At 39.1% G+C, this 26,226-nt stretch carries 27 protein-coding genes and 1 pseudogene; 17 read left to right on the plus strand and 11 right to left on the minus strand.

The window, feature by feature from the left end:
- Positions 1-164: 164 nt before the first annotated feature.
- Positions 165-1,472 (plus strand): MDR family MFS transporter, encoded by a 1,308-nt coding sequence (locus tag J2X07_RS00550; protein WP_310255533.1) that lies wholly within the window; start codon positions 165-167, stop codon positions 1,470-1,472.
- A 66-nt stretch (positions 1,473-1,538) separates the two neighbouring features.
- Positions 1,539-1,853: a sporulation YhaL family protein gene (locus tag J2X07_RS00555; protein WP_310255535.1), complete on the plus strand. Its 315-nt coding sequence runs from the start codon at positions 1,539-1,541 to the stop codon at positions 1,851-1,853.
- A gap of 293 nt (positions 1,854-2,146) precedes the next feature.
- Here J2X07_RS00555 and J2X07_RS00560 read toward each other — a convergent pair whose 3' ends face one another.
- On the minus strand, positions 2,147-3,040 hold the full coding sequence (locus tag J2X07_RS00560; RefSeq protein WP_310255537.1) for a peptidylprolyl isomerase: 894 nt from the start codon (positions 3,038-3,040) through the stop codon (positions 2,147-2,149).
- Positions 3,041-3,364: 324 nt separating this feature from the next.
- Between J2X07_RS00560 and J2X07_RS00565 the strand changes: the two genes are divergently transcribed.
- From J2X07_RS00565 to J2X07_RS00575, 3 genes and pseudogenes are all read left to right on the plus strand, one after another.
- Positions 3,365-3,457 carry a YjcZ family sporulation protein gene (locus tag J2X07_RS00565; RefSeq protein WP_310255539.1) on the plus strand — a complete coding sequence of 31 codons (93 nt, stop codon included), beginning with the start codon at positions 3,365-3,367 and terminating at the stop codon, positions 3,455-3,457.
- Between the two features lie 103 nt (positions 3,458-3,560).
- Complete coding sequence (locus tag J2X07_RS00570) at positions 3,561-3,644, plus strand: YjcZ family sporulation protein (protein ID WP_310257340.1); 84 nt, start codon at positions 3,561-3,563, stop codon at positions 3,642-3,644.
- Between the two features lie 73 nt (positions 3,645-3,717).
- Positions 3,718-3,783 (plus strand): annotated as a pseudogene (locus J2X07_RS00575) (YjcZ family sporulation protein); the annotation flags it as partial.
- A 55-nt stretch (positions 3,784-3,838) separates the two neighbouring features.
- Here J2X07_RS00575 and J2X07_RS00580 read toward each other — a convergent pair.
- Positions 3,839-4,018: a hypothetical protein gene (locus tag J2X07_RS00580; RefSeq protein WP_310255541.1), complete on the minus strand. Its 180-nt coding sequence runs from the start codon at positions 4,016-4,018 to the stop codon at positions 3,839-3,841.
- An 89-nt stretch (positions 4,019-4,107) separates the two neighbouring features.
- Here J2X07_RS00580 and J2X07_RS00585 point away from each other — a divergent pair, with 89 nt between their 5' ends.
- Together J2X07_RS00585 and J2X07_RS00590 are read left to right on the plus strand one after the other, a co-directional pair.
- Positions 4,108-4,686 carry a YpmS family protein gene (locus J2X07_RS00585; RefSeq protein ID WP_310255543.1) on the plus strand — a complete coding sequence of 193 codons (579 nt, stop codon included), beginning with the start codon at positions 4,108-4,110 and terminating at the stop codon, positions 4,684-4,686.
- Between the two features lie 318 nt (positions 4,687-5,004).
- A complete protein-coding gene (locus J2X07_RS00590) occupies positions 5,005-5,346 on the plus strand; it encodes a DUF1878 family protein (protein WP_310255544.1) in 342 nt (113 codons plus the stop codon).
- On the opposite strand, the gene J2X07_RS00595 is transcribed toward J2X07_RS00590, so the two are convergent.
- Positions 5,337-5,921 (minus strand): HTH-type transcriptional regulator Hpr, encoded by a 585-nt coding sequence (locus J2X07_RS00595; protein ID WP_310255546.1) that lies wholly within the window; start codon positions 5,919-5,921, stop codon positions 5,337-5,339. The two genes, J2X07_RS00590 and J2X07_RS00595, sit on opposite strands and share 10 nt — an antisense overlap.
- Positions 5,922-6,129: 208 nt before the next feature.
- Positions 6,130-6,411, minus strand: a complete 282-nt coding sequence (locus J2X07_RS00600; RefSeq protein ID WP_310255547.1) for a YtxH domain-containing protein — start codon at positions 6,409-6,411, stop codon at positions 6,130-6,132.
- Between the two features lie 368 nt (positions 6,412-6,779).
- On the opposite strand from J2X07_RS00600, the gene J2X07_RS00605 reads away from it, so the two are divergent.
- Entirely contained in the window at positions 6,780-7,199 is a 420-nt protein-coding gene (locus tag J2X07_RS00605) for a YkvA family protein (RefSeq protein ID WP_310255549.1), read from the plus strand.
- 23 nt (positions 7,200-7,222) lie between these two features.
- On the opposite strand, the gene J2X07_RS00610 is transcribed toward J2X07_RS00605, so the two are convergent.
- From J2X07_RS00610 to J2X07_RS00620, 3 genes are all read right to left on the minus strand, one after another.
- Entirely contained in the window at positions 7,223-7,735 is a 513-nt protein-coding gene (locus J2X07_RS00610; RefSeq protein ID WP_310255551.1) for a tryptophan transporter, read from the minus strand.
- Positions 7,736-7,853: 118 nt separating this feature from the next.
- Positions 7,854-8,933 (minus strand): phosphoserine transaminase, encoded by a 1,080-nt coding sequence (gene serC / locus J2X07_RS00615; protein WP_310255553.1) that lies wholly within the window; start codon positions 8,931-8,933, stop codon positions 7,854-7,856.
- A gap of 298 nt (positions 8,934-9,231) precedes the next feature.
- On the minus strand, positions 9,232-9,660 hold the full coding sequence (locus J2X07_RS00620; protein WP_396193549.1) for an HIT family protein: 429 nt from the start codon (positions 9,658-9,660) through the stop codon (positions 9,232-9,234).
- 615 nt (positions 9,661-10,275) lie between these two features.
- Between J2X07_RS00620 and J2X07_RS00625 the strand changes: the two genes are divergently transcribed.
- The 5 genes from J2X07_RS00625 (at position 10,276) to J2X07_RS00645 (ending at position 15,532) form a co-directional block, all read left to right on the plus strand.
- Positions 10,276-10,815, plus strand: coding sequence for a PCYCGC motif-containing (lipo)protein (locus J2X07_RS00625; RefSeq protein ID WP_310255557.1), 540 nt, complete (start codon positions 10,276-10,278; stop codon positions 10,813-10,815).
- A 67-nt stretch (positions 10,816-10,882) separates the two neighbouring features.
- Complete coding sequence (locus J2X07_RS00630) at positions 10,883-11,626, plus strand: ABC transporter ATP-binding protein (protein ID WP_310255558.1); 744 nt, start codon at positions 10,883-10,885, stop codon at positions 11,624-11,626.
- On the plus strand, positions 11,623-12,828 hold the full coding sequence (locus J2X07_RS00635) for an ABC transporter permease (protein WP_310255559.1): 1,206 nt from the start codon (positions 11,623-11,625) through the stop codon (positions 12,826-12,828). The genes J2X07_RS00630 and J2X07_RS00635 overlap by 4 nt, the downstream gene beginning before the upstream one ends.
- Before the next feature lie 534 nt (positions 12,829-13,362).
- Complete coding sequence (locus J2X07_RS00640; protein ID WP_310255560.1) at positions 13,363-14,742, plus strand: FAD-binding oxidoreductase; 1,380 nt, start codon at positions 13,363-13,365, stop codon at positions 14,740-14,742.
- Positions 14,743-14,788: 46 nt separating this feature from the next.
- Positions 14,789-15,532: an EcsC family protein gene (locus J2X07_RS00645; protein ID WP_310255561.1), complete on the plus strand. Its 744-nt coding sequence runs from the start codon at positions 14,789-14,791 to the stop codon at positions 15,530-15,532.
- Between the two features lie 44 nt (positions 15,533-15,576).
- Here the strand turns inward: J2X07_RS00645 and J2X07_RS00650 are convergent, their stop codons facing one another.
- Positions 15,577-16,008, minus strand: a complete 432-nt coding sequence (locus J2X07_RS00650) for a ferritin-like domain-containing protein (protein ID WP_310255563.1) — start codon at positions 16,006-16,008, stop codon at positions 15,577-15,579.
- A 213-nt stretch (positions 16,009-16,221) separates the two neighbouring features.
- Between J2X07_RS00650 and J2X07_RS00655 the strand changes: the two genes are divergently transcribed.
- Positions 16,222-16,539, plus strand: coding sequence for a DUF3243 domain-containing protein (locus tag J2X07_RS00655; protein WP_396193569.1), 318 nt, complete (start codon positions 16,222-16,224; stop codon positions 16,537-16,539).
- 129 nt (positions 16,540-16,668) lie between these two features.
- Positions 16,669-17,376 carry a phosphatase PAP2 family protein gene (locus J2X07_RS00660; protein ID WP_310255565.1) on the plus strand — a complete coding sequence of 236 codons (708 nt, stop codon included), beginning with the start codon at positions 16,669-16,671 and terminating at the stop codon, positions 17,374-17,376.
- On the opposite strand, the gene J2X07_RS00665 is transcribed toward J2X07_RS00660, so the two are convergent.
- Positions 17,354-18,265, minus strand: a complete 912-nt coding sequence (locus J2X07_RS00665; protein WP_310255566.1) for a diacylglycerol/lipid kinase family protein — start codon at positions 18,263-18,265, stop codon at positions 17,354-17,356. The genes J2X07_RS00660 and J2X07_RS00665 overlap by 23 nt on opposite strands.
- On the minus strand, positions 18,262-18,753 hold the full coding sequence (locus J2X07_RS00670) for an antibiotic biosynthesis monooxygenase family protein (RefSeq protein ID WP_310255567.1): 492 nt from the start codon (positions 18,751-18,753) through the stop codon (positions 18,262-18,264). Before J2X07_RS00670 ends, J2X07_RS00665 begins: the two co-directional genes overlap by 4 nt.
- 158 nt (positions 18,754-18,911) lie before the next feature.
- Here J2X07_RS00670 and J2X07_RS00675 point away from each other — a divergent pair, with 158 nt between their 5' ends.
- Positions 18,912-21,134 carry a transglycosylase domain-containing protein gene (locus tag J2X07_RS00675; protein WP_310255569.1) on the plus strand — a complete coding sequence of 741 codons (2,223 nt, stop codon included), beginning with the start codon at positions 18,912-18,914 and terminating at the stop codon, positions 21,132-21,134.
- A gap of 274 nt (positions 21,135-21,408) precedes the next feature.
- On the opposite strand, the gene J2X07_RS00680 is transcribed toward J2X07_RS00675, so the two are convergent.
- The gene (locus tag J2X07_RS00680; RefSeq protein ID WP_310255571.1) at positions 21,409-24,636 is read right to left on the minus strand and encodes a M36 family metallopeptidase; all 3,228 of its coding nucleotides are present in this window, start codon (positions 24,634-24,636) and stop codon (positions 21,409-21,411) included.
- A gap of 554 nt (positions 24,637-25,190) precedes the next feature.
- On the opposite strand from J2X07_RS00680, the gene hemE reads away from it, so the two are divergent.
- Positions 25,191-26,219: a uroporphyrinogen decarboxylase gene (gene hemE, locus J2X07_RS00685; RefSeq protein WP_310257342.1), complete on the plus strand. Its 1,029-nt coding sequence runs from the start codon at positions 25,191-25,193 to the stop codon at positions 26,217-26,219.
- Positions 26,220-26,226 lie beyond the last annotated feature (7 nt).

Consider the following 26,226-nt stretch of genomic DNA (forward strand, 5'->3'; position numbering starts at 1 on the left):
TCCTGGGGGATTAGTGGGACAGGTGAGACTCCTGAAAGTGCAAAGCGCTTAGGAGGCTCACCGCACACCCCCGGAAAGCAAGCATCCTGGAACGGAAATCAACTACTTTCAAGAGCAACAAAGTAAATACAGCCATATTAAAACTAGAGAAAAGAGTGAACATCATGAAATGGAAAGACTGGGATACAAATATTAAAGTCCGCTTGATAGGCGAGTTTTTTGTAAATTTATTATTTTGGATGTTTTTTCCGTTTATGGCCATCTATTTTTCAGATGAGCTTGGAAAAGAAACGGCAGGTATATTGCTGGTTCTTTCGCAAATTGTAGGAGTCATTACGAACCTTGTTGGCGGATATTGCGCCGATCGGTATGGACGTAAAAAGATGATGGTCATTTCAGCATGGGGGCAGGCTGTAACGTTCGTGTTCTTTGTTGCCGCAAATTCTCCCTGGCTCGATTCACCGGTATTAACTTTTATAGCCTTTTCTGCATTAGGATTGTTCGGTTCTCTCTACTGGCCTGCTAGTCATGCGATGATTGCTGACGTAGTAGAAGAGAAGAATAGAAGTGAAGTGTTTGCGGTGTTTTATACCTCTATTAACATTTCTGTTGTATTTGGTCCTATTTTGGGAAGTATTTTCTTCTTCTCTTACCGCTTTGAACTGCTATTAGCTTGTTTACTCGTAAGCATAGTCCTTGCATTTGTATTGGCAAAATATATTCGAGAAACGGTACCAGTGAAAAAAGAGATACTTGAACAGGTGGGGACCGAAAAGAAATGGAATGAAGCAGTATGGGCACAGCTTAAGGATTATCGTGTCATAGCAAGTGATAAGTTATTCTTGCTTTTTGTATTAGCTGGGATTCTAGTTGCACAAACATTTATGCAAATGGATTTATTGCTAGCCGTCTATACAACTGAAAAAGTACCTGAGCAAACGTTGATTGCATTAGGAAACTGGGATTTTTCTTTAACAGGTGAAAAAGTATTCGGTTACCTGATTTCATTAAATGGATTGCTTGTAGCTTTATGTACGGTTTGGATCGCAAAATGGATGAACCGTTTCAATGAGGGAAGAGTATTCATTTTATCTACTATGTTGTACGGCGTATCGATGCTTGTATTTGGCGGCACAACAATCATGTGGGTGCTGTTTGGTGCAATGGTAATCTTTACGACCGCTGAACTTATGGTGGTGGGTATTCAAGAAAGTTTTATTTCAAAGCTAGCACCTGAGAATATGAGGGGGCAATATTTCGCGGCTGCAGGCCTTCGCTTTTCAATCGGGCGTACAATTGCACCTATCACTATCCCTTTAACGATGTGGATCGGTTTTCATAACACCTTTTATTTACTGTTTTTATTAGCTTTGATAAGTGCTGGAATTTATTTCATCATGTTCAGAGCTTTTGAGAAAAAAGGTCAACCAGCATCTAACACGAAAACTGATAGTAAACCTGTTGTTTCATGACATAACTCTAGCAGCTCCCTCATAGAATGTGTTAAAAGCTTGTCTAACTTTAAGGGGGAGTTTTCGATGAAAGGATACGCTGCTTTGTTTTTTGGTGCCATACTCATTGCTGCATTTGTTTTAAAAGAATATGCAACAGGGGTAGGGGCGGTATTTGTAACGACTCCGTGGTGGATGTATTTTGTACTTTGCGGCATTATTTATAGCGGTTATCGATCTGTTATTTCCTTTCAAGAAGATCGAGAAAGAGAATTAAGATTGATTGAAGAAGAAGGTAAAGTATACATGAAGCGAATTGAAAGAGCAAAGGAAGTAGAACAGCAGCTGGAACTTGCAATAGATGAAGATCGTGATGCCGGACCAAGAGCTTCTGGTGAATAAAATAGAAATAAAGAGAGACCTGCTTAAAGTTTAGCAGGTCTTTTTTGATATAAAAAGCGCCTCCATATAGAACGAACATAGGTGAAGATAGACAGGTTTTGACTGATTAAACACTTTTCCAGGATTTATAGGGATTTTTCCAGGATTATCAACAGGTTTTCCAGGATTACCACACATTTTTCCGCGATTAGCATATATTTTTCCGGATTCATCGAAACAAGACATGGAGGGAAATGTACAAGAACAGTTTTAAAAAACCAGCCCTATGAAGTGGGCTGGTTTCCTATCAATCATTATTGTTGAGGCATTTGTGGCTGTTGTTGTGGTTGTTTTGCTTTTTCTTCAATCTTTTTCTTTAGATCTTTATCTTTGATCTTAACATCTGCATTTTTACGAAGTTTTTCAAGAATTTCAGTGATCGGTTTCGCTTTTTGTTGTTTTAATTCTTTTTCGATTTGAGCTTTTTTATCTTCAAACTTGTTTTCACGCTTGTCCGTTACTTTAATGATGTGAACACCGTAATCAGATTTAACTAAATCACTTACTTCGCCTTTATCAAGAGTAAATGCTACTTTCTCGAATTCAGGTACCATTGCACCTTTGCCGAAGTAACCAAGATCTCCGCCTTTAGATTTAGAGCCAGGATCTTTAGAGTATTCTTTTGCAAGCTTAGCGAAATCTCCGCCTTCGTTCAATTTCTTTTGAACTTCTTTAGCAGTTTTCTCATCATCAACAAGGATGTGGCTAGCTCTTACTTCTGTTTTGTACTTCTCATTGAATGCTTTCTTCATTTCACTATCAGAAACTTTAACACCGGCAGTTGACGCTTTTTCATTAAGAATCATAGATTTAACGCGTTCTTTCAACTGCTTTTCATCCGTTAATCCATTTTGCTGAAGTGCTTGTTTGAACGCATCTTCTCCGCCAAGCTCTTTCTTGATTTTGTCGATTTCTTTATCGATTTCTTTGTCCGTAACTTTGTATTTATCTTCAAGTACTTTCTCGTCGATCATTGAGTTAAGCACCTGATCTCCGTATTGTTCTTTCATTTTATTGTAGAACTCTTCCTTAGTAATATCCCCAGCTTTTGATTCAACGATTTTTTCTGAATCAGCTCCTGAATTATTACAAGCAGATAAAGAGATTAATCCTGCTGTTAACCCTGCTGCTAACATCCATTTTTTCATTTGGCAAACACTCCTACTGTGAAGTAATAATTTAACATCTTTTACTATAGCATAAACTTTGTATGTATTCCTATTCATGTCACGAAATATGAGAAAATTTACACATTAACATATGAGTAATCGTGTAAATATGCTTATTTTAGAAGCTCTTTACTAAAAGTTTTTTGCTTTTGGACACGCAAATCAACCACTTTCAAGAGCAACAAAGTATGCGAAAACAGACTTTTTAAAAAAAGATTAAATAAAATTTTTAAAAAACCGGGCATTCGTCTAATCAAAACAGGGCGCATCACTATATGATATGGAGAAAGAAAAAAGGAGGGTATGATGATGGGTTACGGTTATGGGGGAGGCTTTGCATTAATTGTAGTTTTATTTATCCTTCTCATCATTATAGGCGCTATTCTGTATTGCTAAATGATGAAAGTATGAAAAAATCAGCAGAAACAGGGCAACGGCCTATGCGTGTCTAACTCGAGGTGCATAGGATAGTGTACAGAAAGATAAGGAGGTGGCTTAAGTGGGCGGACATGGTAGAGGTTTCGCGTTGATTGTAGTGTTGTTTATTCTTTTGATTATCGTAGGAGCTGCTTGGTGCTGCTAATATAAGTTAGCAAGTCTTGCAGCATCCTGCTCTTAAAGCTGGGAAGAGAATGATAGCCAAGGCTTAAGTCGGCGGTTTCGCGCTAATCGTAGTGTTCTTTTTATTTCTCATTATGATAGGTGCAGCGTATGTTGGTTAAGGAAACACAAGGGGGAATGAAGTCGAATTCCCCCTTTTACTATGTAAATTTTTAATTAAAGAACGTTTGAAAGATAGGAAGAAATGAGAAGAATGGTAATACATACATTAATGGTGCGGTAAACCGAATCTTGCTGGGTTTTGGACAGATTTTTGTCAGTCAAAAGTTTGTGTGTTAAGGTGTTAAATACGAATAAAAAGACAGGTGCTAAAAATACAAATATAGGGCCAGCCATATTATAACCTCCAACAGTAACTACTTGTTTAACTTTACCAAAATATGTGGAATATGAATAGAAAAATAACTTTTCAAAGGGGAGAGAATATGAGGAAATGGAAAGCAGCCTTTTTTATACTGTTACTCATAACACTTGCGATACCTGCAACAATACTTTATTTACTTTTTGCAGATCCAGCAGGAGGACGTCTTGATCGGGATCAATTGAATGCTGACGACTTAAAGAATAAGAAACTATTAAGTGTACATACCGAAAAGGAACAAGTAGAGGATCTGATTAATAAAGAGCTGAGGAAAAAAGCACCGAACGTAAATGCTTATGTCAACTTTCGGGATGATATTGTGTTGAAAGGATCTTTCGTTGTTTTCAAACAAGAACTCCCTTATCAAATTAATTTTGAACCAGAAGTAATGGATAATGGTGATTTGCTTCTGAAGGAAAAAGATTTGCAGGTAGGACGATTCCCGCTTCCGGGTGATGAAGTCTTTGCATTGCTGCAAAAAACGATTGATTTTCCAGAATGGGTCGACGTGTATCCTGCAGATGAAAGTATACTTATGAGGGTAACGGATATGAAAGCGAAAAAAGGATATGCAGTAAAAACCGAAGAATTCGATCTGAAGAAGAACTCCATTCAATTTGGCGTATATACGACTGATAAATAACAAAGCTGGGACAAGCTGTGTAGAAACTACACAGCTTGTCCCATTTTTTTGTTTGAAATAGGAAATAGTGAGCTATGTTGATGCAGGGGGGCATAATCAAACAATGGCAAAGTGTAATTCAACAAATGAAGGCAGTGATCCAACAAACAAACAACTTAATCCAACAAACGAAAGTGGGGATTCAACAAATGAATTCGACAATTCAATAAACAGGGTCTTCATTGAGGAGTGACACCAGGTATTCATCAAATAGCCATATCCAAATATGTGGAATTGAATTATAATATAGACATTGAATGACTAGAAAGCAGGGTAAGTATGGAGACGGTTGAAGAACGGCTGGAACGGCTTGAATTTTATAATAAATTAACCATTGAGAGTGTCGATCTTTCTCTGTATCCATTTTTTAGGCTTGTAATGGAGAAAAAGCTCATCGAAAAAGAAGTAGATGATATCATCCTTCTTTGCGATGAGCTGGAGAAGATTTTTTTTATGCAGTCAGAAGAGGGTTTTGTTCATTACACACCGCTCTTAATCCATTTTGCCGGCATGTTAACACCAAAACTTAATCCCAGGGAGACAATTTCAGCTTTATTGCAGCAAGATAAATACAATACATTAATGAATAAATTGTACGAGTTATCTATGCGTTACGAATGAGAAGATGCGATTTCTTCTACTGCCATTATAGGGGCAGACTTTTGCTGTTCATTCATGGTTGTTTCGATTTTATCTTCAAGTTTGCTGAAAATAGACATAAAATCATCGCCGTATAGATTACGGATGATCGACATCAATTCTGGAAACTCAGGGAAATTACCGAAAAGATCTTTAATTGGCATAGAAGCACTGAATACTCCGAACTTTGCCGGATCGTAAGTGCTTAATGTTTGAAGCAATAACTCTTCACCTTTTTGTGTTAAACATATATATGTATTTCTCTTATCGTTTTCTTTTTTCGAAAAAGTAAGGTAACCTTGCTCCTCAAGTTTCTTTGAAAAGTTAAACGCAGTAGAAACATGCATCACACCGAATTTCGCTATATCGGAAATAGAAGCACCTTCCAAATGATGAGCGATCCAAAGAATGTGATGTTCATTGATGTTCAAACCATAATCTTTGACCCAGTTTTGCCAGTCTTTTTCAACGCTTTTCCATAATGCTTTACTGATTTGTGCAAGTTTGTGGCTATAGATCATAGCTTCTTTAAAACTATATAACTGATCTTTGTTCATCTTTATATTGCCCCTCCATCTTATAAAACACATCCTATTCCTCATTATGCCAGTATTCCCTATAATAAGAAAGTAAAATTTTTCAATTTTTGCTTATTTTTTAGGAAAATAGATATACCCAAATAAATTCCCGTAGTATGAAAGTCAGGGCCTGCATAATTTTATAGTTAAAGAAAAAAATTCTCCTAAAAGGAGAATTTTTTGATGGTTATTTCGTTTCTAATGATCCATCTTCTTCTATCGTATCAAGCGTAGAAGCTGCAGTTTCCTGTAATGCTTCTCTTTTTTGTTTTTTAGCAATTTTCATCTTTTCTTTAAGCTGAATGCCGTCACGCTTAATTGTAGTAAAGGTAGACTTCACCTTATCCATGTTTACTTTTAGATCTTTTCGAACTTCTTTTCCAGCCTTTGGTGTTGAAAGCAGAGTGGCCGCAGCAGTCACAACAGATCCGAGGGCGAAACCTACAGCAATAGATTTTGATTTTGACATCTTAAAATTCCTCCTCATTCTTTTAATATCTAATAAATTCGTGAATATCCCTTATAATCCTATGAAGAAAAATGACGAATATAAAAATATTTCCCGATAGATTTCGGCATGTTCGGACAAAAGCAAAAAACACGTCCATTTGTTATATTTCGATAAATTTCTTGATATTACATGCGCTTAAGAAGATGGAAAATACGAAGAAAGCTAAATTCATATCCTTCCACACATGTCTAAATTTGTTGTAATTTAAATAGTTATGACTGTATTTGTGGTTAAATAAAAAGAAGGAAAAAAGAGTTTTATGATTTGACGAAGAATATAAAAAGAGGGTATACATAATTAAAACCCGACTGGAGGAAATTCTAATTATGAAAAAGAATACGATCGGCAATTACTTTAATAAGATGAAAGAAAAAGCCAATGATGTATTAGAAAGTTCTTCAAAGACTGGCGAACTTGTGACGAATGCAGAAAATAAAACGTCTCAAACAGATAAACAAGGTTTAAGGGAATTAGGTGAACAAGTTAAAGCTCTTGTAAGATTGGTGAAATCTTATAAGAGAGGAGACTATCGAAATATCTCAAAAAAGTCGATGGTGCTTATTGTGGCAAGTCTTTTGTATTTTGTAAGTCCGATTGATGCTGTTCCCGATTTTCTAATCGGTGTGGGTTTATTAGATGATGCTACGGTTCTTGCATTTCTTTTCAAGACCCTATCGAGTGAGATTGCAGCATTCCAAACGTGGGAGAAAACAGAAGAAGATTCATATATAAAGCCAGCTCCTTAAATGGAACTGGCTTTTGTCTTTTATTATGCTGCTGCACTTGTACGCTTTGAGAACCGGGTTGCTACCGGATAAATAAAGAACATGATCAATCCGCTGACAGCACTTGTAGGAAGTACGATCATTCCGATGAAACTTAAAAGTGATCCTGGCAGGCCAGCAACGAGCATGGCTACGATCAGGAATACTGTTCCACTGATGATTGTTCCAACAACCGTTAATAATACTGTGCTCAAAGCATTGACTTTTACTTTTTTTACGAGCAGGAACATCCCTAGAAAAATAAAGGCTGTAATCGGTTTTTCAACTATGTTTGCGATCTGTCCGCCTGGCATTCCTGTTGTTAATGCGGAGATCACTCCTGCTGCCATACTAGCAACTAGAACGTTTTTCTTTGTTGGTGTTATGATAATTGCTAAAAACATCATTACGAGCAGCAAGTCAGGTTTCATCCCGAAAAATAACGGCGGAACCACCGTATGAAGAACATATCCTAATGCGATAAGCACTGATGTTAAAGCTAATGTTTTTGTATTCATTTCTCATCTCTCCTCAGCTGTTCTAAAGCCTAATTTTCTTTCCAATAGTGCCCTGTTGGCCTATTGCGAAAGCCCCTTTATCTTAACAAAAATTAGCTGTTATGAAAAGACAAATTACTTATTTCCCGTATTTTTCCTGAAACTGGACCATGAATTTAGCGAGTTTTTCACAAGATTCTAGAGGAACACTGTTGTAAATGGATGCTCTAAACCCACCGACAGAACGGTGTCCTTTTAATCCGAAAATACCGCTGATTTCACATTCATTTATAAACTGTTGTTCTAATTCACTGTTTTCTAATGTGAATGTAATGTTCATAAGAGAGCGGGATTCTAGTGAAGCGTAGCCTTTATAAAAGCCTGAGCTCGCATCGATGACATCATAGATTGTTTTTGCTTTTTTCGTGCTGCGTTCTTCCATTTCAGCAACTCCGCCTTGTTCTTCAACCCATTGAAGAACTAAATTTAGCAGATAAATCGAATAAACGGGCGGTGTGTTATAAAGAGAATTGTTTTTGGCATGGATGTGATAGGACAATATATTCGGGAGTTTTTCATTTTCATGTAAAAGATCTTTGCGGATAATTACTGCCGTTACACCAGAAGGGCCTAGATTTTTTTGGGCACCGGCATAGATAAGGGCATAATCCGATACATTTATAGCTCTGCTTAAAATGTCACTCGACATATCTGCAACTAGATTAGGGTGGGAGAAAATATTCAGATCAGGCCATTGTGTTCCATAAATCGTATTGTTAGATGTGATATGCAAGTAAGCATCTTCATCACTTGCTTGATAATCCATACTAGGCATCGTGCGGTATTGTGTGTCTTTTCCTGAGATTGCGATTTCACATTGCCCGATTTTAGAGGCTTCTTTGTAAGCTTTTTCTGACCAAGATCCGGTTAGTGCATATTTTGCCTTTTTACCTGATTCGAGCAGATTCATCGGTACCATAGCAAATTGAAGACTTGCACCGCCTTGAAGGAATAGGACATCGTGGGTTTCTGGTATATCCATTAACCGTTTTAAACGTTCTTTTGCTTGGTCATGAACCGTTTCATAAGACTTTCCTCTATGGCTGTGTTCCATGATGTTCAAACCTGTTTCTTCAAAGTCATCCCATTCTGCCTTTGCACGGCTAAGTACCTCTTTTGGCAATGTGGTTGGTCCTGGTTGAAAAAAGATGCGTTCCATTCTTCTCCTCCTAGAAAAGTAATTGATATTAAAAGGCTGTTATCGTAACTTTACTCCCCCAAAAAAGGAATGTTGATTTCCTCTCCAGGTGCTCGCTTTCCGCGGGGCGTGCGGTGAGCCTCCTCGGCGCCTTGCGCCTGTGGGGTCTCACCTGTCCCGCTTCTCCCGCAGGAGTCTCGCACCTTTCGATCCAATCAGCTTTCTTCGAGTAAGTAGCCTTCTTACCAAACAATTATTTATTAGAAAACAACCTATGAAAAAAACTGCCTGATTATTGAGGCAGTTTCACTATGTACGCTTATTCAGCGATTTTTTCTTTGATGTTTTGAGCGATTTCTTTCATTTGTTCTGCAGGCAAATCTTGTGTTTTCCAAACAGCTCCAAAACCATCCCCAGTTCCATAGCGCGGAATGAAGTGCATGTGGTAGTGAAAGACTGATTGACCGGCTGCTTCGCCGTTGTTGTTCAGCAAATTTAAACCGATTGGGTTAAACGTTTGTTTAATACCTGATGCGATTTTTGGAACAACCGAGAAAAGTTTAGCTGCTGTTTCTTCGGGCAGTTCATAAATATCTTTAGCGTGATCTTTTGGAACGATAAGAGTATGTCCTTTTGTCACTTGACTGATGTCGAGAAAAGCTAGAACATTCTCGTCTTCATACACTTTGTAGGCAGGAATATCACCTGCAACAATTTTACAGAAAATGCAATTTGAATCGTGGGACAAGTGGCTCACCTCAATTTTTTTTCTTATCATATCACACAATGACATCTGAACAAATATTGTTTCTAAATGCTTTTTGTTTTTGAATTTGTGAGTTAGTAATCCTCATCGAAGAGTTGATTGAAGGGGAGGGTGCGAGACTCCTGCGGGACTGGTGGGCAGGTGAGACACTTAAAAGTGAAACGTACGAATGTGGCTCACCGCCTGCCCCGCGGAAAGCGAGCACCTGGAACGGAAAACAACCACTTCAAAAAACAACATGGGATGCTAAAACAGTTAAAAATAAAGAAGAAGAGTCCTATTATCTAATAGAACTCTCCTTCTTATAGAGGTTAGAGAAGAAAGGAGAACATGAAAACAAAACAATGAGATTTTTTAGCCATGCACCTCATTATTAAGAATTTGAAATTGCTCAAGCACTGAATAGTCCAAGAGAACCATCTCCTTAAAAGTGACATAACAAAATCTATACCGTTGTATCTTTCTCCTTGAAGAAGGGGGGATACCTTCTTCGTCTATATTTTGTCCATAATGTGTTAGAAGTTATACATTTAAAATTGGAAAAACGATGAAAGTTTGAGCTATGATTAGAAAAGAACATCAGAAGGAGGTATCTTCGTGAAAAAGAAAAAAATAATTTTAACGATGACCCTTACGGCTGGTTTCCTTATCTCTGGATGTGGTAACCAGAATGATAATGAACACCAAAAACATGAAGAACACACTCAGCAATCACAAGAAAAAAGCAGCCATAATAAACATACACAGCATACAGCGAATGGAGATATTCAAGAATTAACGTCCTCTATGGATCATTTACCTGCCTTTTTGGAAAAGCAGCCAAAAGAAATTGCATCGGTTTATGCTGCAGTTCCTCATTATAAAAATGTTCTCGAGTCTATGCCATGCTATTGCGGTTGCGGCGAATCAGCAGGGCATAAAAATAATTACGACTGCTTTATTGCAGATAACAAAGAGGACGGCAAGATTGTCTGGGATGACCATGGAACGAAATGCGGAACTTGCCTTGAAATTGCAGCTTATAGCATGCAGCAAGCGGAGGAAGGCAAAAGCACACTAGAAATTCGGAAAACGATTGATGAGAAATATAAAGAAGGCTATGCAAAGCCAACTCCAACACCATTGCCGGCTTCTTAAGGCTAAAATTAGAAATTTGGCAAATAATAGGTTAATGGAGATATTATGAGAAAAGGAAGGGAACAAAATGAAGCCTATCCTTGAAGTTACTGAACTTACAGGCGGTTATATGCCTAATCAGCCTGTTATTCATGAACTCAATTTTACTGTGAATGAAAGCGAGATTGTAGGTTTGATCGGTTTGAACGGGGCAGGTAAGAGTACGACGATTAAACACGTTCTTGGACTGATGGAACCGATGTCAGGCAGTTCAAAAATAAATGGACAAACATTTAGAGAAGAACCAGAGGAATATCGGTCTCAATTTACATACATACCAGAAATGCCTATCCTCTATGATGAACTCACATTGTGGGAGCATCTGGAGCTGACAGCCATGGCTTATGGAATGGAAGAACAAACATTTTTAACGAGAGTAAGACCGCTTTTAGAAGAGTTTCGGATGGATAATAAAATCAAGTGGTTCCCTAGTCAATTCTCAAAAGGTATGAAACAAAAGGTCATGATTTTATGCGCACTGCTTGTTGAACCTAAGCTGTACATTGTAGATGAGCCATTTGTTGGACTCGATCCCCTTGGCATTCAATCTTTTTTAGAATATATGGTCACATTTAAAAACAGCGGTGCAGGTGTGCTGATGTCCACTCATATTCTTTCTACGGCAGAAAGATATTGTGATCGGTTCTTAATCATGCATGAAGGCAGATTGGTTCTCGGGGGGACATTGCAGGAGCTTAGAACAAAGAGCGGTCTAGCAGATGCCACGCTTGATGAAATCTATCTTTATGTTGCACGAGGAAATGTAACATGATTGATGTAAAGAAACTATGGAGTAAACGCCAGAGTGCTCACATGACCGAAAAATTAAAGTACTTCAGCTTGATGGCAAACAGCGGACTCATCGTTTCATCCTTTTTGCTAATTATTATTGGAAGCGTCTATTATGCAAAACTGTTAAAGGTACTTCCGGAACACTTTCCGGCGGTATTGATTTTAACGATTGTGTTCTCTTTTTGGCTGACAAGAAGTCCAATCCGGACGTTATTAAAAGAAGGGGACTTGGTTTTTTTGCTGCCTGTTGAGTCGGGCATGAAATACTATTTTTCCAAAAGTTTATCATCAGCTATGGCAAGCGGCAGTTTCTCAACCCTCTTCTTGTTCACGCTAATGTGGCCGATCGTTCAGGTTTTTATTACGGATGGCTGGATGATGTATGTGGTTTTCGGCTTCTTTTTAATCGTTTCGAAGGTATTTAATTTATACGTTTCTTGGGAAGAAAGAAGACTGCCATATAAAAGTCACCAATTAAACTACCGAATCATACGGTTTATCGTTAATTTTGTGTATGTATTCCTGTTGTTTGAAGAAGCGTATCTATTCTTAATTGCCATGTTTGCCATTATGTACGTTCTGAAGAATTTTGTGTTTGGTATCTTTAAGAAAATGCATGGTTATCAGTGGGAGCTGCTGCTTGCTGAGGAACAGACGTTAAAAATGAAGAGCTACCGTCTTGTAAACCTTTTTACAGATGTTCCTGCTCTTAAACAAATGGTTAATAAGAGACCTTGGCTGAACAGCATCGGGACTTTTTCGTTCAAAAAAGGGAATGCGATGTCTGCCTTATACATGAAAACCTTTATTAGACTTGGCGATTATTTAGGGCTGTTTGTGAGACTGACCTTGATTGGATTTTTGTTTCTGTATCTCATACCTAAAGGCTGGTGGCAATTAGCTGTTGTTCTATTATTTTTTCAATTGCTTGCACTTCAGCTCTTTACACTCTTTACTCAGTATAAGTGGAATGTGAGTTTTACCATTTATCCGATAAAACCGAGTGTGAAAATGAATGCTTTTACGAATTGGCTGAGACAAATTTTAATTGTACAAGGAGCAGTCTATGGCATTTTTTACGGAATACTGACAAGTGATTGGCTCATTGCGGTGCTGATGCCCGCTGCTGCAGTTCTATTTAGTTTGGTTCGTTTGCCAGCATTGGCGAAAAAGCACTGTTGATTGATATCGGCGACTCTTTTAAACAATAAAAAACGGATTTATTAAAAACTTCTTGATCTTTTGATCAAGGAGTTTTTTTTGCACGAACAGATGCTATAACTTGTTAAAAGGCAGATGTTCAAGGCAGCGGGCTTGGCATCAGCCAAGTTTTCTTTATGTGGCGATGATATCGGAATTTGCAGAAAGACTAAATTATTTTAATAAGACTTAATTAACTTGAAAAGCTCTTTTCTTAAAGATTGTTGCTTTTGGCTCGTATTGTTCATTCTCATCAGTGGCAAGTTGATTGGAGTGCAAGGTGCGAGACTCCTGCGGGACAGGCGGGCAGGTGAGACACTTATACGTGAAACGTACGAATGTGGCTCACCGCCTGCCCCTCGGAAAGCGAGCAACCTGTAACGGAAATCAATACTTTCAAAAGCAACCTTGTCGTAGCTCGAGGCTTCCGAGCAACCTATTCTCGCTGCTGAACCTGCCGAGGGCGTTCCTCATACTCTATTACGTTAAGTGGTATAAGAGAGGAGTCCATCATACATGGCTGAATGCAGATTAACCGGAAGAATCGTTACACCGGGCAACCCTGAATATGAACTGGCAAGGGAAGAGTTCAATACACGTTATAATCTTTTTCCGTGCATCATTAATTTTTGTCAAAATGCAAAAGATGTTTCAAATGCAATTTGCTGGGCAAGAAAACGGAAGATTAAATTTAGAATCCGCACTGGCAGGCATAGCTATGAAGCTTATTCTTCATTAGACAACGGGTTAGTAATTGATATCAGTGAAATCAATTATGTGAAAGTAGACCATAAGAAAAATACGGCACGGCTTGGCGCGGGATCTTTGCTTTTTCCTCTTTATCAAGAATTATATGAAAAAGGCTATACAATTCCAGGCGGTACTTGTCCATCAGTCGGACTTTCAGGGCTGACCCTTGGAGGGGGCTGGGGTATGCTGACTAGACCATTTGGATTGTTGAGCGATCAGCTGCTGGAGCTGGAAATGGTAGATGCAAAAGGCAATATAGACGTCGCAAATAAGAAAAAGAACTCAGATTTATTTTGGGCATCACAGGGTGGAGGCGGGGGCAACTTTGGTGTTGTTACTTCTTTTGTATTTAATTTAGTACCGATTAAAAATGTTGCTGTTTTCAATATCACCTGGGATTGGAAAGGGTTCGAACCCGTCGTTAAAGCCTGGCAAAAATGGGCGCCATTTACGGACATAAGATTAACAGCAATCATAGATCTGCTAACGAAAGAAAAAGGAGAATTGCGGGCGCTTGGAGAATTTATTGGTTCTCCATCTGAATTAAGGAGACTCCTTACTCCGTTAATTGAAGCCTATCCACCTAAAATAGTAGAAGTGAAAAAGGTTTCTTACATCCATGCTGTTGAGATTTTTGGGGGAAGAATGCCGGGTATGGAGGAATACGCTGTAAGTCATGGCGATCCTGATGCACATCCTTTCAAAAACACAGGAGCTTTTGCGAAAAATCTTTTACCATCTGAAGGGATAAAAATTTTGAAACATTATTTGGCGAATGCTCCGAGTTCTGAAAACAAAGTCCAGCTTCAAGCACTGGCAGGAAGAGTCCGTGAAATTCAGCCGAATGAGACGGCATTTGTTCATAGAAAGGCGTTGTTTAGTTTGCTTTATATAACGAAGTGGGAAGAGGGTCAAGACCGCGAAGCGAAAACCAATACAAAGTGGGTAGAAAATATGAGAGATGCCCTTCTTCCCTTTGCAGATGGTGCTTATGTAAATTTTCATGATAACTGTATTCCAAATTGGCTAGAACAATGCTATGGAAGCAATTTGAGCAGATTAATCAGGGTAAAAACAAAATATGATCCTGAAAATTTATTTTGCTTTCCATTAGGTATACCTGTTCAAGGAATTTTTGAGTGGTGAAACTTTAGAGCTTTGCATGTCGTAGTGAAAGGGGAGGAGGAGTAAGATGAGCACATATGATCAGCACGTATTTGATGAATTAAAAAAATGGGAAATAGAAATGACAAAACGTCCGACGCTATGGAATAAAGCGACTAAAACCGTTCAGACGAAGATAAATGAAAAGATACCGCAAAAAGTACATGATGTAGTGACGGCTAGTATTAAACAAATGATTAAAGCTACATTGCTGGGCTCTGAGTATACGACACGTAAAACATCACAGTTTCAAGGAAGTCTCCAGGAACAAGATGAAAAATTAAAGGAACGTCTTGCCTTTTATAAAAAAACAGCAGCTTTTGAGGGTGCAGGAACTGGAGCAGGCGGATTTCTTTTAGGTCTGGCAGATTTTCCGCTGCTTTTAGGAATAAAAATGAAGTTTCTATTTGAAGCAGCCAGTATATACGGGCTGGATGTAAAAGACTACAGAGAGCGGATTTTTATTTTGCATGTGTTTCGTCTTGCTTTCTCAGACCCACATAAAAGAAAAGAAGCTTTTGAAAAGGTTGTATTTTGGAAAGAAACAATAGATGAATTTCCAGCACATCCGGGGGCGATTAATCAAATCAATTGGCAGGAACTCCAGCAAGATTACAGAGATCATATCGATTTAATTAAGATGCTGCAGATGGTGCCAGGGCTTGGAGCGCTAATTGGGGTATATGCGAATTACCATTTCTTAGAAGACTTGGGAGAAGTGGCGCAAAATTGCTTTAGATGGCGGGTTCTTATGGAACAAAACCATGAATAGTTATCAAAGAAAGCCCCGTCGATGACGGGGCTTTCTCAATTTATTTAGAAGCGGTTATCACTAAGCAAGCGATCCATTTCTTCTTTATGTTTTGTTTCATCAGCAATCATATCTTCAAGCTGTACAACTAATTCAGTTAATTTTAGCTTGGAAGCTTGCTCTTTACGTTCTTCGTAACGCTGAATTGTAGCTTCTTCAGCATTGCGTGCTTCTTCCAGCATTTCTCTTACGCTTTCAACTTGTTTTACAGGTTTAGGCTGAGTTGTTGGAGTTCCGCCGAGTGTTTTGATTTTTTCAGCTAAATAAAGGGCATGTCCTTGTTCATCCGTAATTTCACTTTGAAAGAAAGGTTTTAAAATTTGACGATACAATCCGGAAACTGTTGCTGCATTATGGTTGTACATGATGACTGCCGAATATTCATTCGCAAGATCCTCGTTTAGTCCGTCAATTAGTGCTTGTAAATCTTTGTCCATTGTATTACCTCCTGATCTTGTTCTCTGTTGTATCCTTCCCTTTTTATAAAAAACATAAACCGTATCAATCCGTTTAAAAGAGGGTAATTTAAAACTGTAAAAATGTGTTTAGAGATTGCCAATAACGGTAAAAAGATAACATGTATAACACATTCGTTAAACAAAAGGTATACACAAAAAACGAGGAGGAATACAAAAATGGAAAGTAAACACATGGTGGACAAAGAAAGAGATGTAGATATGAATAAGGTGGAAGACACAGTAAGCAGAATGGATGAAGGCAAAAAGGATGAAATCTTAGCTAGCTTCGAAGAGTTTAAAAGCTACCTTCACAGCAAGGTTCAAATTGGAGAAAAAATGGGTATGAGTGAAGAAACGCTTGCAAAAACAGCTGAAAAAGTAGCTGATTATCTAGCTGCCCACGAAGATCCTCGGAACGCTGAAGAAAACCTATTAAAAGAGTTATGGAAAGTAGGAGAGCAAGAAGAGCGCCACAAGCTGGCACATATGCTAGTGAGACTTGTAAAATAAATTAACGAAAGGCTGCTGCATGTTTCAGCAGCCTTTTCTTTTTTTATCAATTTATGTATAATCCGTTTAATCATTTAAGAAAACGTGAAACTTATATTCAATACCATTTCACAAAGTTGAGGAGATTCCATGCTGCGCGAACTTGCTAAAAAAATACCTTTTCCGATCCTCCCCGTTATTTACATACTTAGTGGATTATTGCTTTCTTTTGTCTCCTTGAAAGTTTTTTTTGAGTTGTCAGAAGAAGTATTAGAGGAAGAAAGAATCAAATTTGATCAAGTCATTATTCATTATGTTACGAATTTAAGAACCGATACCTTAACGAAGGTAATGAAAATGATTACCTTTTTGGGTTCTATAACTTTCCTTACACTTCTTTTGATCACTAGTCTATTATGGCTCTTTATTAAAAGGAAAGATCATTGGGGAGCATTTATTTATGTTATTGCTGTAGCCGGAGGAGGCTTAATAAATAATGGATTGAAGCATTGGTTTGGTAGAGTGCGTCCAGAAGACGGCCTCATTGTGGAGAAAAGTTTCAGTTATCCAAGTGGTCATTCAATGGGAAGTTTAATTTATTATGGATTTTTAGGCTATCTTGTTGTTCGAAGCCAAAGGGGCAGAGGCAGCAAGATATTCCTTAGTGCTGCATTTATTCTTCTCATTCTCCTGATCGGATTTAGCCGGATTTATTTAGGTGTCCATTATCCTTCAGATGTTTTAGCCGGATTTTCAGCTGGTACCGTTTGGCTCTTGCTCTGTATTGGAGCACGTGAATCGATATTGGCTTATAAAAAGAGGACGCTCCCCTTTTTTAAAAGGAAACATCCCCAGTGAGCGTATGAAGTTTTTGTTTCATGCATTTTATAATAGAAGGTGTCCGGTCTTTCCGCTCTCCATCGCAATCAATTAGCTGAGGGGGAGTGGTTTGTATTTCGATTTCCGAGCTTTGAAAGTAATGATAGCCCTCACCTTCCACGGAAGTATCGGTTAATCGGTTTTGAAGCACATCCCATACAAATGAAACGGAAGGTTTTTCAATTACCAGGCAATCCAGTTTTCCATCCTGCAGGTCTGTGTTTGGGAAAAAAGGTTTAATACCTCCTGTAAAAGGTCCGTTAACTGCTAAAAACATCGCCGCTTCACCCTCGAATGAGAATTCCTCCGATTGCACCTTCAAATCGAATGGCTCCCAAGTCTGAAGTGATTTTGCGGCTGATAGATAGTACGAGAGCCTTCCGAATTTATCTTTTGTAGTAGGGTCAATGGATTCTGAAACGTGAGTGATGAGACCGATCCCCCAGAAGTTTGTAAAATATTCGCCACCGAATTCACCAATATCAATCTGTCTCATTTGCTTTTGGCTCAGCTGCTGAGCGGCGAGTACAGGATCCTGATTCATACCGAGGGCACGTGAAAAGTCGTTGCATGTCCCGCCAGGCAGAATTCCGAACGCCGGTATTTGACCTTCCATGGCTGCTATGGCTTCAGCGACTTCATGCACAGTGCCGTCACCGCCGGCTGCGATGATAACATCTGCCTCATGCTGCAGTTTTTTTACAAAAACAGCTCCGTCACCAGGTTCATTGGTTTCATAAACTTTAACATCTGTAAATCCGTTGTTAAGCCCTTCTAGGACTTGATCCCACTGCTTTTGAAGTCGCCCCTGGCCAGCGTTTGGATTTAAAATGATGGCTGCTTTGTTTAAGAAGGATGGCATACTCATTTTACTACCATATATTCTTTAACAAATGATTTTCCTGAGAAAAGATTTTCCGGAAGCCCTTTTGACGTACCGCGGGTCTTGTGCGCTTCCTCATATGCTTTTGATTGCTGCCAATTTGCGAAGTCGCCTTGGGATTCCCACAGCGTCATCACGATATAAGGGTCTTGATGCAATGGACGTAATACACGTATACCTACGAATCCTGGTTCTTGTTCGACGAGTCCTGCTCGATTTTGAAAGCGTTCTTCAAATAAACTTCTTCCTTCGTCGGTTACAGGAATATGATTCATAACAACGTAACCGGCCCCAGAAAGTGTGCCGCGCTGATTGATAATTTCGTATTCGTGTTTTTCTGAAAAAGGGTTATCTCCCTCTGTTTCGTATACTAAAGATGAATTCGAATTACCTTCAAGCAGGAGAGATGGTTCATATTTTTCATGATAAGGTGATAAATAATCTGAAGTGCCGTATGTGATATAAATGTTCATAGGTTTATCCCTGCCTTTATATTGATTTATCTTTGTTTTACCCAACCCTATCCGCAATTAAACCGAGGCAGAAGATGGATAGCGGTAATAAGACTTTCCATCTGAGGGAAAATTATATAAAATGTACTTTTCGACCTAGAATGAAATGAGGTTAATTTATGGTAAAGAAAAGTCTTATCGCATTAGGAATCTTAGTGGGTTCTTTAATCATCGGCTTTTTTGCCTATCTATTTATCATTATGGCAGGTGACTATGTCATTGATGAAAAAGATCTTGTAATGGATTCGGCAACAATATTAGTCAATGAAAAAGGCGAAAAAATCACAAAGATTTATGATAAAAACAGAGAGCTTGTAAGTATAAATGAAATTCCCAAATATGTTCAGGAAGCTTTTGTTGCAACTGAAGATACACGATTTTATGAGCATCATGGAATCGATCCGAGAGCCATATCCCGTGCAATTTACAAAGATATTTTAGCCGGCAGCAAAGTGGAAGGCGGGAGTACACTCACTCAGCAGCTCACTAAAAATGTTTTTTTGTCTCATGAAAAGTCGTGGCTGCGAAAAACGAAAGAAGCCATTATCGCTATTAATCTGGAAAGACGATATTCAAAAGATAAAATACTCGAGATGTATTTGAACCAAATCTATTTTGGCCATGGAGCATATGGTATTCAAGCAGCAGCGAAAACGTACTTCAACAAAGATGTAAGTGAATTAACCGTTGAAGAAGGAGCATTACTGGCGGGGCTGCCAAAGGCTCCTAGCTATTATTCTCCGATTCAGCATCCGGAAGCGTCAAAAAAGCGCAGAGATCTCGTGCTGTCACTTATGGAAAAACAAAATTATTTAACACCTACTGAAACAGTACGGGCACAAGGAAAAACGATTGCTTTAAACGTTTATGAAGAACAACGCAACCCTGCTTACACTTCGTATATCGATATGGTAATTAGAGAAGCGAGAGAGAAATATCACATTTCAAGAGAAGAACTAAGACAGGGCGGTTACAAAATCGTCGTTCCGATGGATCCTAGCACCCAAACGAATGCCTATAAAGCCTTTCAAGATGGAAGATACTTTGTCGGAACGGGGACGGAAAAGCCTGAAGGTGCACTCGTCTTAATGGACAGCAAAAGTGGCGGCCTGCTAGCGGTTCAAGGAGGAAGGAATTTTATTACGGGTGGTCTCAACCGTGCAGTTGTAAACCGGCAGCCAGGTTCTACTTTTAAACCTGTAGCCGTTTATGGTCCTGCTTTAGAGTCCGAAAAGTACAAACCGTACTCAATGATAAAAGATGAAGAATTAAGTTATAAAGGCTATGAACCGAAAAACTATAACGGCAAATATTTAGGCGAAGTTTCCATGGTGGATGCTATAACCCATTCTATTAATGCTTCTGCAGTATGGCTGCTTAATGAAATAGGTGTATCAAATTCAAAGTCATATTTAGAAAAACTCGGGATGCCGATTAAGGATAAAGGACTTGGAATTGCACTGGGCGGGATCGATGATGGTGTCACTCCGCTGCAGATGGTTCAAGGATATGCCAGCTTTTTAAATGAAGGCAAGACCATAAAGCCATACGTAATCACCAAGATCTATAATCATGATGGCGACTTGATAGGAAAAGCGAAAAAAGAGGAAAAGAAAGTGTGGGCGAAACAGAACGCCTGGTACATGACACGTATGCTTCAGCAGGTAGTGAAGAACGGTACAGGTTCTGATGGCCCTGAAAATATGGAGATTGCGGGTAAAACGGGAACGACGAATTATCCTGATGTCGAACACGGCAACAAAGATACTTGGTTTGTCGGATACACACCACAAATAGTCGGTGCAGTTTGGACGGGCTATGATAAGACAACAAAGAAATCCTATTTAAACAGCGGAAGTGCTCTGCCCACTCTTTTATTTAAACAAGTGGTTAACCAAATCCCTTCTCAGCAAGGATTAACCTTCAAAAAGCCTGATGGTGTCAAAGACTTAGAGCCACCGATTGAATTGGTTGCGATCGATGACTTAAGAGCATCGTTCGGAGTAGGCGATTTCGGTATGCCATCGGTCAAACTCAATTGGACGCCTTCTAAAGATAAGAGACTGCAGTACAAAATTTACTCTGTTGATGAAGGAAAAACAACACCTGTTGATACAGTAAAAGGTAAAGGAGAATATACAGCTTCAGGTAAAAATCTGTTTACCTTGCCTGATTTTTATGTGGTGCCATATAATCCACTGACGAAAGAAGCAGGAAGACCGTCAAATACCGTTTCCATCTCATTCTTCCCCGGTTTTGGTGATGAAGACAAGCACGGAAAGAAAGTAGAACACGGTAAAGGAAAGAAAAAAGGAAAGAAGAAAAAGAAAAAGCATGATTAAATGATATGAGAGAAGATGGCTTTCGGGCTGTCTTCTTTTTTGTATGTGAGGCTAAGTAATTTGTTCAAAAATCGTGTCGGATTTTGCCAAAAGACTTAATTAAGTTCCAATGAGAAATAATTGATATTTAATGAAACTTAATTATCATCCAAACAGATTTAATTAACTTCAAAGTAATCTTAATTATCTCAATTTGAACAAAAAAAGATGGGCAATCGCCCATCTTTAACTAATTAAAAAACTAAATTCATATATGCAGCTTTTAAAAATAAAATCAATTTGCAAAAGGACTCTTAACTTCAACCTTAAATGGAACATTTAATCCTGAATAAAGCCCAACATAGATATAAGAAGTGCCTCCAGGAACAACACCTGACTCGTTGGCGCCTGCTGTTGCGATGCTGCTGATCAATTTAAAAGAAGAATCATAAAAATAAACATCAAAATCATAGGAACCGCCTTCAGGACCAGTAACTGTAATTTGATGCATGCCGTCCCGGTATTGTTCTGGCAGAGTCACTACATATCCATCTTCCCCTTGTGACGCAGGCTGTGGATTCTGAGTGGTGACGAATTCGTTTTGTGTCACACTTCCTGTTGCCTCTAAGTCTGCTAGGCTTCCAATACCTGTAGCTGGATTACCAGATTGAATAACGCCTTCAATTGAAAAGGGGTCTGTTACAACAGGCGGCAAAGTTTTCACTTTGGACGAACGTTCTGCAAACACCTGAACTTCAGCAACTTGGACAGAGCCAAGAGAATCATCTTGAGCATGATTGGCAATGAATTTCACAAAACTTGCTTTTACGGGTTCTGCCAAATCAAAAGTTTGATAATGCAGATCAGGAGTTGCAGGACGTGGTTTGCCTGCTGTAAATGTGCCGTCTTTTACCGTTGTCCAATTCTCGCCATCAAGCGAAGTTTGCACTGTAAAGTCTTTTAAAGCGGTGAATCGGGCTTTTGCAATATCCTTAAATGCACTCACCTGAACACTGGAAACTGTTGCTGGTTTGTCACCTGCTAAATCTACGATAAATTCTGATCCGGTAAAGCCCTCTTCTTTTGTTTGTGAAGCATACACTGTTGCTTCAGTATCATCAAGAGCATTTTTGACAGGATGTGTTTCTGTTTCATCAGATTTGTATACAATTTCTGCCCCGTTTGCAGTTGAAGCTAGATTAGGTGACAGATTTATATCTAATGATTCAATTTCACCGGCGTTTATTTCTACATTCTTAAATGTTACAGAACCAAAACCTCGGGCTTGGATGGTAACATCATACATTCCTGATACCATCGGTAAGCTAAATCCTCCTTTGTCACTGGATAGAGCTACAGGACTTGTCCGGGCTTCATATTGTCCGATAATAATCTTTGCGTCTTTTACAGGCTTTCTTGTGGATGAATTAATTATTTTTCCAGCCAGCATGCCATTTTGTCCAGAAACAGGATGGTCATAACCGGGCTTTGGATCTGTATCGTCACCTGATAATGATTTAGCAGAAGCACCGAGACCTCTCTGTGCAAAAGCTTTCCACAATAAATCATAATGTGCCCCGTCATAGCGGTCTTGGTCAGCAGCGAGTATAGCTGTGCGCATATCATCCATAGAAGGATCTGGAGCTGAAATCGGCATTGCATCCATTACTAGGTGTTCTGCGACAGATTCACCTTCTTCTTTGCCTAGCACTTCTATTAAACTTTCTCTGACGTGCCAAAGAATAGCAGCCCATATCTCACCGTCGGCATGTACTTCTGGACCGCCAATATCGAATCCGATATCACCGAATTGAAGAGGTGATTTATTAAGTGCCCAGCTACGGATTCCGCGTTCCGAATTTCCTGTAACATAAGCTCCTACTATAGGGTCTTTTTGCAGACCATTCTTAACAAGGTAGTGCATGCCGAACCAGTCACCCCATGCTTCTCCCATGGATCCTGATTGATGGCTGTTCAGAGATTCACCGCCTGCTACATAGCGGTTTGACAAAGCATGTGTGTATTCGTGATAAATGATTCCGGCATCAAAATCACCATCGGTATATTGACCTTCGAATGCACCTTTAATTGGCTCCCATAAAAACATTCCGCTCCATGCTGGTATTCCGTCGGGTAGAGTAAGCATATAAGCATTGTCTCGTCCGGTATATGTGGGTTCCCCTCCGGATGCTGCTCCTGCCTGAACAAGACCTAAAGCAGGATCACCCTCCATACCGCCTTTTCCGAAGTTAACCGCTTGAAGGTTTCCGGCGCCTTCTGTCCAGCCAAGGTTATAAAAATAATCGTGGAACAGGTTATGATGGTAGAACAAATTTGTTGCAGCACTGTTAACATCTTCTGCATAAGAAGGCGGTGTTGTTTGTCCTTCCGTTTTGTTCCATGCATTTTTGAACGGATATTTAAACTGACCAAGCGGATCCACTGGTCTAATTAACCCGGTACCTTCAGGGACGAGGAAGTTACTCCAATTGGCGTAAGTATCGGCATTATTTCCAAGTGTAGTTACTCCTGCCTCACTGGCAGGTAAAATCCACCCTTCAGGTGATGCAGCGGGGTCTCCTTTGAATGATTTCACAACCTGTGTACCTCCAGTTGATGAATCAGGATAGTTTTCAAAGATTAAGCCCTTAGGATCAAGATTTTGAACGAGTGAACGTTCAAATAAAGTTTTACCGGTTACTCCGTCTACGACAATTTCTTTTCCTTCGTTTAGCTTTTCAATAAAAAGAACGCGGTAGGCAGGCCTTACACCATTAGCAGTAACGAATGCTGATTTTTTTACACGCTGTAAGGTCGGAAGTGAATCGCCACCTGAATATTCTTCCCACCCTTGTTTTGTACTTTTTAGTACAGGAGAGTAATTTAAATCAGGAAGTTGATTTTTTATGACTGATAAAAGAGCATCCATGCTTGATAATTTATGTGGTTCATCGAGTGCTGCTGCTCTAGAAACATTTGAAGCAACAGAAAGAATACGTCCGTCTTTATTAACAGAAACAATGATGCGCCCCCCGTTAGCCGATTCTATACCCGAGAACGTTTGCTGAAATACAACAGGCTGTAAACCACTTCCAGGGATAGAATGATTCTTTATCACTGAGAGTGATTCTGCCTGGTTGGAACTAAGTCCATACATCGCAGCGTGCTGCTTAATCCAATTTCGAGCAATAGTTTCATTGTTATAACTGGAAGGCGGAGTTAAATAGCCTTTATTTTTAGAAATAAAAGAAGGAGTGCCGAAAGCAGTATTCCATGACAGTTTAGTGCCTGTTCCAGCTTCTTGAATAAAACGATTTGCAGCTTTTACTTGTGAATCAGTGGGAAGTACAGGGGAGAGATTTTTACGTATATCTATGCTTTCTTGCAGATGTTCGACTGGTAATTTTGTAAGATCATTTGATGACATAGCATTTACGGGGAGACCAGCACAAGAAAAGAACTGCGAAACTATTAAAGCAGTACCGACGGCTGTACCAGATATTGTTTTTTTGTTCAGGGACATTAGACACACTCCTTAACGGAATTTTCTGACTTTTATTACAGTTATTAAATATTTTGATTAGAAAAGAGTCAATGGATTGTATCAAAAATAGGTCTTTTTTAGATAAAAATTAGACTCAAGTAATAGGCAGTGTATACAACAAAAGAAATAGGATGTTGACAAATATGGTAAGAAAGTAGAGGGAGTAACTAGCCAGCAAATAGAAGAAGCATAATTGATCTGCCGGATGATAAGATAGCTTTTGATTGTCTTTTTTTTATTTAATGTTAAATATTTCTGCTAGTAATTGTTTGATTTGTCAAAAGACTTAATCAACACCAGAACAGACTTAATCCATAAATTTAGATCTCATTAATACGGGTATAACAGTCCGGTGACGGCGGCATTTTGCCAAAATGATGACATTTGAGCTTCATGCCTATACTTTTATTATGAATTCCCTTACAATGTGTATGGATATTGACGTTAAAGGTTATCAGTTACAGCCGGTAGGGATGAATAATAGAAGTGCTGCAGCTTTTGGTCTTGTATAGAAAGGTGTGTACGTTTTGACAATGAATGAAGAGTTCTTAAAAGCGTGTCGTAAGGAGAAAAATTCACATATTCCTGTATGGTACATGAGACAGGCGGGCCGTTCTCAGCCTGAGTACCGTAAATTGAAGGAGAAGTATTCGCTGTTTGAAATTACTCATCGACCGGAGATTTGCGCAGGCGTTACGAAGCTGCCAGTTGATCAGCACGGTGTTGATGCAGCAATTCTGTACAAAGATATAATGTCGCCAGTTCCAGCAATTGGCGTAAACGTGGAAATTAAATCGGGAATCGGCCCTGTAATCGATGCACCGATTAGGACGCGTGAAGATGTAGAGCGCCTTGGGACGATTAATCCCGAGAAGGATGTTCCATACGTTCTAGATACAATTAAAATTTTGCGCCAGCAATTAGAAGTACCTCTTATCACGTTTGCCGGAGCTCCCTTTACACTAGCAAGCTATATGGTTGAAGGCGGTCCGTCAAGAGATTACCATAAAACAAAACAGCTCATGTACTCTGATCCAGAAAGCTGGTTCATGCTGATGGATAAGCTTGGAGACATGACGATTGCTTATGCAAAAGCTCAAATTGCTGCAGGTGCACAAGCATTTCAAATTTTTGATTCGTGGGTTGGGGCATTGAATGCTGCTGACTATAGAAAATACATTAAACCAGTCATGTTTCGCATTTTCTCAGCATTGCGTGAAGAGAATATTCCATTGATTCTCTACGGAACAGGAGCTCGTCACTTAATGATGGAGTGGAATGAACTTCCGATTGATGTAATTGGTCTGGATTGGAGACTTTCACCGCGTGAAGCGAGACAAATGGGGGTAACGAAAGCACTTCAAGGAAACTTAGATCCTTCTATTTTGCTAGCTCCTTGGGAAGTTATCGAAGCGAGAACGAAAGAAATTTTGGATGAAGGAATGGAAGAGCCCGGTTTCATTTTCAATGTAGGTAAAGGTATTTTCCCTGAGGTTAACATTGCAACGCTGAAAAAATTAACGACCTTTGTTCATGAATATACGTCTAAAAAACTAGGGTGAGATAAAT

The sequence above is a fragment of the Fictibacillus barbaricus genome (assembly GCF_031457135.1).
In the GTDB taxonomy this organism is placed as follows: Bacteria; Bacillota; Bacilli; order Bacillales; family Fictibacillaceae; genus Fictibacillus; species Fictibacillus barbaricus_A.

Bases quoted from the DNA above. Each gene is read 5' to 3' on its own strand.
- J2X07_RS00640 (WP_310255560.1), top strand. From the start codon at position 13,363: ATGGCTGAATGCAGATTAACCGGAAGAATCGTTACACCGGGCAACCCT.
- J2X07_RS00590 (WP_310255544.1), top strand. From the start codon at position 5,005: ATGGAGACGGTTGAAGAACGGCTGGAACGGCTTGAATTTTATAATAAA.
- J2X07_RS00560 (WP_310255537.1), bottom strand. From the start codon at position 3,040: ATGAAAAAATGGATGTTAGCAGCAGGGTTAACAGCAGGATTAATCTCT.
- J2X07_RS00650 (WP_310255563.1), bottom strand. From the start codon at position 16,008: ATGGACAAAGATTTACAAGCACTAATTGACGGACTAAACGAGGATCTT.
- J2X07_RS00670 (WP_310255567.1), bottom strand. From the start codon at position 18,753: ATGAACATTTATATCACATACGGCACTTCAGATTATTTATCACCTTAT.
- J2X07_RS00645 (WP_310255561.1), top strand. From the start codon at position 14,789: ATGAGCACATATGATCAGCACGTATTTGATGAATTAAAAAAATGGGAA.
- J2X07_RS00630 (WP_310255558.1), top strand. From the start codon at position 10,883: ATGAAGCCTATCCTTGAAGTTACTGAACTTACAGGCGGTTATATGCCT.
- J2X07_RS00600 (WP_310255547.1), bottom strand. From the start codon at position 6,411: ATGTCAAAATCAAAATCTATTGCTGTAGGTTTCGCCCTCGGATCTGTT.
- J2X07_RS00665 (WP_310255566.1), bottom strand. From the start codon at position 18,265: ATGAGTATGCCATCCTTCTTAAACAAAGCAGCCATCATTTTAAATCCA.
- J2X07_RS00680 (WP_310255571.1), bottom strand. From the start codon at position 24,636: ATGTCCCTGAACAAAAAAACAATATCTGGTACAGCCGTCGGTACTGCT.
- J2X07_RS00605 (WP_310255549.1), top strand. From the start codon at position 6,780: ATGAAAAAGAATACGATCGGCAATTACTTTAATAAGATGAAAGAAAAA.
- J2X07_RS00610 (WP_310255551.1), bottom strand. From the start codon at position 7,735: ATGAATACAAAAACATTAGCTTTAACATCAGTGCTTATCGCATTAGGA.
- J2X07_RS00660 (WP_310255565.1), top strand. From the start codon at position 16,669: ATGCTGCGCGAACTTGCTAAAAAAATACCTTTTCCGATCCTCCCCGTT.
- J2X07_RS00555 (WP_310255535.1), top strand. From the start codon at position 1,539: ATGAAAGGATACGCTGCTTTGTTTTTTGGTGCCATACTCATTGCTGCA.
- J2X07_RS00675 (WP_310255569.1), top strand. From the start codon at position 18,912: ATGGTAAAGAAAAGTCTTATCGCATTAGGAATCTTAGTGGGTTCTTTA.
- J2X07_RS00550 (WP_310255533.1), top strand. From the start codon at position 165: ATGAAATGGAAAGACTGGGATACAAATATTAAAGTCCGCTTGATAGGC.
- J2X07_RS00635 (WP_310255559.1), top strand. From the start codon at position 11,623: ATGATTGATGTAAAGAAACTATGGAGTAAACGCCAGAGTGCTCACATG.
- J2X07_RS00585 (WP_310255543.1), top strand. From the start codon at position 4,108: ATGAGGAAATGGAAAGCAGCCTTTTTTATACTGTTACTCATAACACTT.
- J2X07_RS00595 (WP_310255546.1), bottom strand. From the start codon at position 5,921: ATGAACAAAGATCAGTTATATAGTTTTAAAGAAGCTATGATCTATAGC.
- J2X07_RS00565 (WP_310255539.1), top strand. From the start codon at position 3,365: ATGATGATGGGTTACGGTTATGGGGGAGGCTTTGCATTAATTGTAGTT.
- J2X07_RS00655 (WP_396193569.1), top strand. From the start codon at position 16,222: ATGGTGGACAAAGAAAGAGATGTAGATATGAATAAGGTGGAAGACACA.
- serC (WP_310255553.1), bottom strand. From the start codon at position 8,933: ATGGAACGCATCTTTTTTCAACCAGGACCAACCACATTGCCAAAAGAG.
- hemE (WP_310257342.1), top strand. From the start codon at position 25,191: ATGAATGAAGAGTTCTTAAAAGCGTGTCGTAAGGAGAAAAATTCACAT.
- J2X07_RS00580 (WP_310255541.1), bottom strand. From the start codon at position 4,018: ATGGCTGGCCCTATATTTGTATTTTTAGCACCTGTCTTTTTATTCGTA.